The sequence below is a fragment of the Variovorax sp. P4_D9 genome, from assembly GCF_056401695.1.
The window spans coordinates 1-7116 of record NZ_JBFUIU010000473.1 but is presented as its reverse complement, the minus strand read 5'-3'; the positions used below and the strand labels follow the sequence as shown (position 1 = coordinate 7116).

Sequence of the window (7116 nt, the reverse complement as noted above, 5' to 3'; positions counted from 1 at the left end):
CCCGAGGCCAACCGCACGGCGGGCCTGATGCACCGGCTGCTGATGCTGAAGGAGAAGCACCCGCTGCCGGCCCACGGCGTGGTCGGCGGCGGGCTCGACTTCTCCCTCGGCCGGGAGGCGATGTGCCCGGCCGGTGCGGAGATCGATGACTACGAGCGCAAGATGCCGCTCGGCGGCATGCCCTTCGGACTGCCGGGACTGAGCCCGGCCGAGCTCGGCGTGCTGACCCGCTGGGTCGAACTCGGCGCGCCCTACGAGGGCCCGCCGGCGCCGGCGCCGCTGGCGCTGCAGCGGATCGCGATGTGGGAGCGCTTCTTCAACGGCGACTCGCCGAAGGAGCGGCTCTTCAGCCGCTATGCCTATGAGCACCTGTTCCTGGCGCACCTCTTCAGCCGATCGTGGACGGCATTTCAAATGAACGTGGACGCTGTTTCAGGCTGATCGCCCGATCGTGGACGATCGCGGCGCGCGCGAGTGATCTTGACCGTGGGCATGCTGGCCGATTTTTCGGCCCACCATGCCCACCACAAGGACCACGATGCGACAGATACGACAGGCCCTGCGCCTGCACCTCGAAGCCGGCCTGAGCTACGCCCAAGTCGCCCGCGCCGTCGGTATCGGCAAGGGAACCGTCGGCAAGTTCATGCTGCTGGCGCGTGCCGCCGGGGTGGACTGAGGCGTTGCCCAGACCCTCTCGGACGAAGAGCTCGAGACCCGCCTCTATCGGCCGGCCGTTGCGCGTTCGAGTCGCCAGCTCGAACCCGACTACGCCTGGATCCACCAGGAACTCAAGCGCCCGGGCGTCACCCTCCAGTTGCTGTGGGAGTACCAGCGCGATCGCAGCGAAGGTGGCGCCTACAAGTACACGAGCTTCTGCGTCAAGTACCGGGCCYGGGTAGCGAGCCTGAAGCGCTCGATGCGCCAGAGCCATGCGGCCGGCGAGCGCCTGTTCGTCGACTACGCGGCAAATCGCAGGCGTCTATGTCTATGGTTACGCCGTTGGGCATGCGTGCGTGCAAGCACAGTGTCGGCGCCAATGTCGCCGCGGGCTGCGCCTGAATCGCCAGCGGCACGAAGGCTTCCTGCGCCGGCTCCAGAGCACCGGTGATCGCGCGCTGCCGATCACCGTGCTCTCGCACCCAGCGGCTCAACTGGTTGGCGTTCACCCCAGCCTGGCGCGCCAAGCCTGACACAGACACTCCAGGCTTGGCACACTCGGCAACCAGTTCGGCCTTGGCCCGTTCGTCGTACACCGACCGCCCGTCGCGCTTGTGGCCGACCACCAACCTACGTGCCAATTCTTCAAGATGTTCTGACATCACGTTCCCGCGTTGATCTACGTGGGAACGTAGGCTGTCAGGTCAGGGCCCGGGATTCAAGGACGCGGTTAGTCGAGCGCTTACCTTCAATGCCGGCTTCAAGGCTGCATGACACCTCCGAGCGCCGCCGTCCGCCCGAGGCCCAGGCAAAGAGCAGCACGGTGCGATCACGCTTTCCCTTGAACGAGTCGTCACACGTCTCCAGCACCGCCTCCAACGACTCCCTGGTCAGCGCGCGAGCGCGCGCTGCTTGTGGGGCAGGTGCGTATTTCGGAGGAGCGTGACCGACCGTTTCGGCATCGTGACCGCCGAATTCGGGAACGTGACCGGTCATTTCGGTGACGTGACCGACTGATTGTTGGTGGCCGCCCGAGTGCGGTTGCCGACCTGTCAAGGTGAGTGTGGTCAGCAATTTCGATGGCCTGATGTTCAAGTATGTCGAGGGTCCAATGACGAGCGCGACCCTCATCGCCGCTGATCAGAACGGCTCTTCCTCGTCGGGTCGTGGAGCGACAGGTGGGTTGATTCGGATGTCGCGCTGCTGGTCGTAGAAGCGATGGATCTGGGCGCCGTAGTGCGCCTCGAAGCGGAAGGTCAGTTCGTGCAGGAAGTCGAGTATTTCGACGGCCGATGAATCCGACAGCGGTGGCAGATCGGTGGGCATCAACGCAAACGGTGCGGGGGTGTTGGCCATGGTGACGTGGGTTCAGCGGGCGGGGGCCGAGCGTTTGCCGATCGGCACCGGTTTGGCAAAGACCTGGAAGTAGAGCTGCTCGTCGAGTTGAACCAGCTCGCGCTCGGCGGCCGCGCCCAGCAGTTCGCTGGCCAGCGTCGTGAGCACACGGTAATTGCCGGCGGCGTGATCGCACAGCGTGTGTTTGAGCGGCGTCGTCATGAGATTGGCATTGCCGCAGGCGGCCAGCACGAAGTCCAGGCAATCGCGCAGCTGCTCGGGCGTCGCCGCTTCGGTGGCGAGCCGGGTGCGGATGCGGCTGCCCAGCGGGATGAGCTCCTCGCGGCGCAGCTTCTCCAGCAAACGGGCATCGCCGGCCAGCACCACGCACAGCAGCGGCTGCGAATCGAACTGGGCGCTGGCTATGAGGCGCAACTCCGAGAGCACCGGCACGCTCATCTCCTGCGCCTCGTCGATGAGTAGCACGGGCCGGCGCCGGCACGACTCCAGATGTCCCAGCCAGCGCTCGCGCAGCGCCTTGAAGCCACCCCAGCGGTTATGTGGGCGCAGCGGCACCGCAAACACGTCGCCCAGTTCGCGGTAGAAGTCTGCCAGGTTGCTCTGCGGGTGGCTGATGGTGGCGAGCTGCACATCGGCCAGGCGCGCCAGGCGCTGTGCCAGCACGCGCAGTGCCACGCTCTTGCCCGAGCCCGGTTCGCCGTGGATCAGCGCGAAGCCACCCTCGCGCACCTGGGCGTGCTCGATGCGCCAGCAGAAGCTCTCCAGGCGAGCCGACACATGCAGCGCCTCGACCGGTACCTCGGGCGTGAAGGGATTCCACTTCAGCCCGTACAGGGCCAGCAGCTTCTGGTTCATGAGGGGTCCTTGGTGGGCGGTGGGTTGGAAGGCCCCGGCGTGGGCAGGTAGGCCGGTGGCAGACCCGTGGCGGCGTGCTCGGCCAGAAGGTGGCGCATCAGAGGCGCCATGGAGGTCGCCGGCAGYGGCGACAGATCGGGTCCCAGGCGATCCAGGCGCCGGCGCTGGCCGTCCGCGTTGGCCGACTTGTCCAGCGGGTGCACGGCACACAGCAGCGCGCCACTGCGGGCATCGACGAGATCGACGCGCGACAGGTCCCAGCGCGCGTAGCGCAGATGGCAATCCTGCAGATGGCGCAACCGGCTGGGAATCTCGTAGCGGCGACCCTCCAGGCTCACCGTGGCGTCGCTGTGTCRCAGACGACGTCGGACCTCGATGCGGAACGCCTCGCGCAAGGCATCACTGCCCGGTGCGGGGCGACTCACGCTGGGGCCGTCCAGGAATCGCGCCAGCGGCGTGGCGCCGAACTCGGAGTGCACGCCGCGGTGATACTCCTGCTCGACCCAGGCCTGCGTGGCTTGGTTGAGCAGGTCCAGGCTGAGTTGCGCCTCGCCCTCGAGCATGGCCATCAGGCGCGACTCGACGCGGGCCCAGAAGACTTCCTGCTTGGCGTTCTGATACGGCGAGTAAGGCAGCGTCGTCTGGTGCAGGATACCCAGACGGGCCAGGCCCGAAGTGGTCTCGGCGGCGAGCATGGCCGCGCCGTTGTCGGTCATCAGCGACCTGGGCAGCCCGCGCTTCATCAGCGCCTGGGACAGCGCGTGCACCAGGCTCTGAGCAGATTCATCCAGGTACCACTGCAGGTGGCACACCAGGCGCGAGCGGTCGTCCATCACGCACATCAGCATCGGCTTGACCCATTCGCCCTGACGCGTGAGGACCCTGCGCGATCCGTGGTGGAAGTCCAGGTGCCAGAGCGCGCCCACGTGATCGACCTCGAAGCTACGCACCTCCAGGTGTTCGAGGCGGTCGCGGGCGGCCTCGGCGCCATCGGTGGCACGACGCGGCGAGCGCTGGCGCACCATGCCGCGGGCCTTGAAGAAGCGGCGCACCGTGGGGTACGAAGGCAGCGTTGCGCCCGCCAACACGATCTGCAGGTTGTCGAAGTGCAACTGGATGGTCCAGCCCGGATGCTCGCGGTACTGCAGCAGCAGCGCACCTTCAGCCTGGGCCGACACGCTGGGGAAGCACCCAGCGTGCGCGCGCAGCCGGTCCGTGAGCGCGGCCACCGGGTCTCGAGCGCGGCGGGCGGTGTAGAACCAGCGCTCCAGGGTCGAGACACCGAAGCGCACGTCCAGGCCGGTGGCGGGGTCGCGCCAGTACTTGGCGGCCAATGCACGAAGGACGCCCAGCAAGTCGCCCTTGGCCGGCGGTGCGGCCAGGAGCGCACCGATGATCGAGAAGCGCAAACGCGCTTGGCCGTCTCTCACGGAGATGTCGTGACTGGAACTCAAGTGGACTCCCAAGAAGGCGCCACGGGAGTTGTGTCGCTCAAGGGAATGAAGGCTATCGAGCCTCGCCGGCGGCGACCATCACCATCCTCTGCGGGTGTCGTTCAACCCTCACGCTACGTGGCCGCTTGCTGGCTTCGCACCCGAGCCGTCAGCGGCGTGAGAAACCGCAGACACGCGCTCAGGCGGGCCGACGCGTCGGCGCCGGTGAAGCGTTCGAGCAAGCTGGCTGGCAGATGCCCGAGGTCAACCGGTGGCATGAAGGCGCCGCACGCGCCGCGCCAAAGCGGCGTGCGAACAAAAGCGCCTGCCCACCAGGTTCGCCAGCGCTCCAAGGTGCGCAGCGGAACCGCCAGGCCGGCCAGCAGCGGCGCGCTTGAGTTCGAGCCGGCATGCCGGCTCGAACTCAAGACCATCACCAGCGCCAAATACATGCGCCGGCCGAGAAAGCGACGTCGCCGTCGTTCGCTTGCGGCACGTATTGCAGCAAAAGCTGAAACGCTGGTCGAAGCTCGAACGGAATTCGGGCAGGCAACCGCGTGGCTTGCGCGGGTAGTTCGCGCAATGCAGTCGCCCTTCACAGGCGCATCCCGCGGCTTGGGTCTGGGCCGCCTGGTCTCGGTCGATCTCGAGCAGCAGGGCAAAAAACCGGGGGTCTTGCAATAGGGCGTGGCACACTGGGATCGTCTCTAGTCTTGGTAAACCAGAGACTCCCCCAAAGGGCTCCTTTATTCAAGGGCCCCGAGGGGGGCCTTACCGCCTACATCACGCTACGTGATCAAAACACCGGCCGGACACATCGGGATAGGTGATCAGGCTCATCAAGGGGTCGGTGCTGGTGTTGCGTATGAACCACCGCTGGGGCATAGCCTCGCGGCCTTTGGGCCGCAGAACTGATGCCACAGCAACGCATGGAAATACGCATGATCACACGTCTGCACGACTCCTTGACGCGCGTCCCGACCGATTGGACCTGCGTGACCTCGTCTTTCGACCGCCCCTGCAGTCTCTCCCTCCGACGTATCCCCTTGAGCCCGATGTCAAGAAGTTCATCTCGTCCTACGTCGCGGACCGGCCTGGTRCTCAACCAAGGGGATCAAGGAGCCTGCACGGGCTTCGGCCTTGCGTGTGTTGCCAACTACCTGCTTTGGACCCGCCACATCGAGGACAAGGTGCGGGTGCCGTTCCTGCCCGTCAGCCCCCGCATGATGTATGAGCTCGCCAAGCGCTATGACGAATGGCCCGGCATCGACTACGAAGGTTCGAGCTGCCGGGGGGCGTTGAAGGGCTGGCACAAGCATGGCGTGTGCAGCAGCGACAACTGGCCGTACGCCGTCAAGAAGGGAAAGGCGATCTTCACGCCACCCAGGAAAGGGTGGGAGCTTGACGCCGCCGGCCGTCCGCTGGGCGTCTACTACCGGGTCGACAAGGCATCGGTGGTCGATCTGCAGTCGGCGATTGTGAACATCGGCGCCGTCTACGTTTCAGCCACGGCGCACGATGGATGGGATTCGCTCGAGCGCACCAAAGTCGGCAAAGCGCCCGAGAAGCACGCGAACCTCCCGGTGATTCCGCCCTGCGCAGACCCCAAGAGCAGGGGCGGGCACGCGTTCGCGCTCGTCGGGTTCAATGACCGCGGCYTCGTAGTCCAGAACAGTTGGGGCACCAAATGGGGCGCCTCAGGATTCGGAGTGCTGCCCTATGACGACTGGGTGCAGAACGCAACAGACGCTTGGGCGTGCGGCCTCGGCGTTCCCGTCTCGATACTGGACATCGTCCGCGGGGTCGCGCAGCCAGTCGTCTCCACCCGCTGGAGAGTCAGTTCCGGCCAGGCACTCACGAAGCTCGAACGGGCATCCCGCGAGCCGAACAACCCGCCAAACGACCCATGGCCGTTCGACCATCATTTCGAATTCAAGGAGTACGAGCCTTGGCCGACGTCTGCCGCCTACGAGCACACCCTGGTGACAGGGAACAATGGCGAACTCAGCGCAACCGATTTCACGCGCGACGCGAGTGATAAAGAGGGCATTGCCAAGGAGATCGTTCGCGAGAATCCCAAAGGCGTGGTTCAAAGCCCAGAAGGGCAACGTGCTCAGGCTCGCCGTCTATGCCCATGGCGGCCTCAATGACGAGGATGCTTCGATCCAGCGTATTCGCGTCTTGGGGCCGTGCTTCGAGGCCAATGGCGCCTACCCGATCTTTCTGACTTGGAAGACCGGCGCCGGCGAGTCGATCGCGGACATGGCCAAGGACTGGGTCGCGAAGATCGTCGGTGACGAAGCAGCGCGATCGGCGGGCATTCTGGATGCTCTTGGTGACGCCAAGGACCGTGCGGTGGAAACCACTGCGCACGTGCTTGGGAAAGGCATTTGGAGCGAGATGCGCGATAACGCTGCGGAGAGCGTCCAGCCAGGTCGCGGGCTGGCGCTTCTCACAAAGAACCTGATCGCCCTCAAGGCCGATCTGGAGATCGCCGGCAAGGAGCTGGAGCTTCACCTCATCGGACACTCGGCGGGATCCATCCTCCTTGGGCACTTCCTCACCCTGTTTGCGCCCAAAGACGGAGCGGCGCCGCCGCTCAAGATCGCAACGACGTCGTTGTACGCCGCGGCCTGCTCGGTGGCCTTCGCGAACAAGACATATGTCCCTGCCGACCAGGCGAAGGTCATCGACTTGGACAAGCTGTGGCTGTATGTGCTGACAGACGACAACGAGAAAAAAGATGGCCTGCCAACGCCAGCATTCAGGGCGTATGGAAAGTCGCTCCTCTACCTGGTCTCGCGCGCACTCGACG

At 65.5% G+C, this 7116-nt stretch carries 9 protein-coding genes and 1 pseudogene; 5 read left to right on the top strand and 5 right to left on the bottom strand.

The window, feature by feature from the left end; all coding sequences use genetic code 11:
- Together AC1DY5_RS35665 and AC1DY5_RS35660 are read left to right on the top strand one after the other, a co-directional pair.
- The coding region (locus tag AC1DY5_RS35665; protein WP_478119213.1) for a fatty acid cis/trans isomerase at positions 1–441 on the top strand (441 nt) is incomplete at its 5' end.
- Positions 442–538: 97 nt separating this feature from the next.
- Positions 539–676: a sigma factor-like helix-turn-helix DNA-binding protein gene (locus AC1DY5_RS35660; RefSeq protein ID WP_478119212.1), complete on the top strand. Its 138-nt coding sequence runs from the start codon at positions 539–541 to the stop codon at positions 674–676.
- A 202-nt stretch (positions 677–878) separates the two neighbouring features.
- Here AC1DY5_RS35660 and tnpA read toward each other — a convergent pair whose 3' ends face one another.
- From tnpA to AC1DY5_RS35635, 5 genes are all read right to left on the bottom strand, one after another.
- Complete coding sequence (gene tnpA, locus AC1DY5_RS35655; protein WP_478119211.1) at positions 879–1319, bottom strand: IS66-like element accessory protein TnpA; 441 nt, start codon at positions 1317–1319, stop codon at positions 879–881.
- A 37-nt stretch (positions 1320–1356) separates the two neighbouring features.
- Positions 1357–1731 carry a hypothetical protein gene (locus AC1DY5_RS35650; protein WP_478119210.1) on the bottom strand — a complete coding sequence of 125 codons (375 nt, stop codon included), beginning with the start codon at positions 1729–1731 and terminating at the stop codon, positions 1357–1359.
- Positions 1732–1797: 66 nt separating this feature from the next.
- Positions 1798–2013, bottom strand: coding sequence for a hypothetical protein (locus tag AC1DY5_RS35645; protein WP_478119209.1), 216 nt, complete (start codon positions 2011–2013; stop codon positions 1798–1800).
- A 12-nt stretch (positions 2014–2025) separates the two neighbouring features.
- Positions 2026–2868 carry an ExeA family protein gene (locus tag AC1DY5_RS35640; protein ID WP_478119208.1) on the bottom strand — a complete coding sequence of 281 codons (843 nt, stop codon included), beginning with the start codon at positions 2866–2868 and terminating at the stop codon, positions 2026–2028.
- Positions 2865–4322, bottom strand: a complete 1458-nt coding sequence (locus tag AC1DY5_RS35635) for a DDE-type integrase/transposase/recombinase (RefSeq protein ID WP_478119207.1) — start codon at positions 4320–4322, stop codon at positions 2865–2867. Before AC1DY5_RS35635 ends, AC1DY5_RS35640 begins: the two co-directional genes overlap by 4 nt.
- A 255-nt stretch (positions 4323–4577) precedes the next feature.
- Between AC1DY5_RS35635 and AC1DY5_RS35630 the strand changes: the two genes are divergently transcribed.
- From AC1DY5_RS35630 to AC1DY5_RS35620, 3 genes and pseudogenes are all read left to right on the top strand, one after another.
- Positions 4578–4985: a hypothetical protein gene (locus AC1DY5_RS35630; protein WP_478119206.1), complete on the top strand. Its 408-nt coding sequence runs from the start codon at positions 4578–4580 to the stop codon at positions 4983–4985.
- A gap of 512 nt (positions 4986–5497) precedes the next feature.
- Positions 5498–6451 (top strand): C1 family peptidase, encoded by a 954-nt coding sequence (locus tag AC1DY5_RS35625; protein ID WP_478119205.1) that lies wholly within the window; start codon positions 5498–5500, stop codon positions 6449–6451.
- Positions 6411–7116, top strand: a pseudogene (locus tag AC1DY5_RS35620) (C1 family peptidase); the annotation flags it as partial. The gene AC1DY5_RS35625 and the pseudogene AC1DY5_RS35620, both read left to right, overlap by 41 nt.

What these genes read in the sequence shown, in the direction of transcription:
- AC1DY5_RS35660 (WP_478119212.1), top strand. Translation starts at nt 539, where the DNA reads ATGCGACAGATACGACAGGCCCTGCGCCTGCACCTCGAAGCCGGCCTG.
- AC1DY5_RS35645 (WP_478119209.1), bottom strand. Translation starts at nt 2,013, where the DNA reads ATGGCCAACACCCCCGCACCGTTTGCGTTGATGCCCACCGATCTGCCA.
- AC1DY5_RS35640 (WP_478119208.1), bottom strand. Translation starts at nt 2,868, where the DNA reads ATGAACCAGAAGCTGCTGGCCCTGTACGGGCTGAAGTGGAATCCCTTC.
- AC1DY5_RS35630 (WP_478119206.1), top strand. Translation starts at nt 4,578, where the DNA reads ATGAAGGCGCCGCACGCGCCGCGCCAAAGCGGCGTGCGAACAAAAGCG.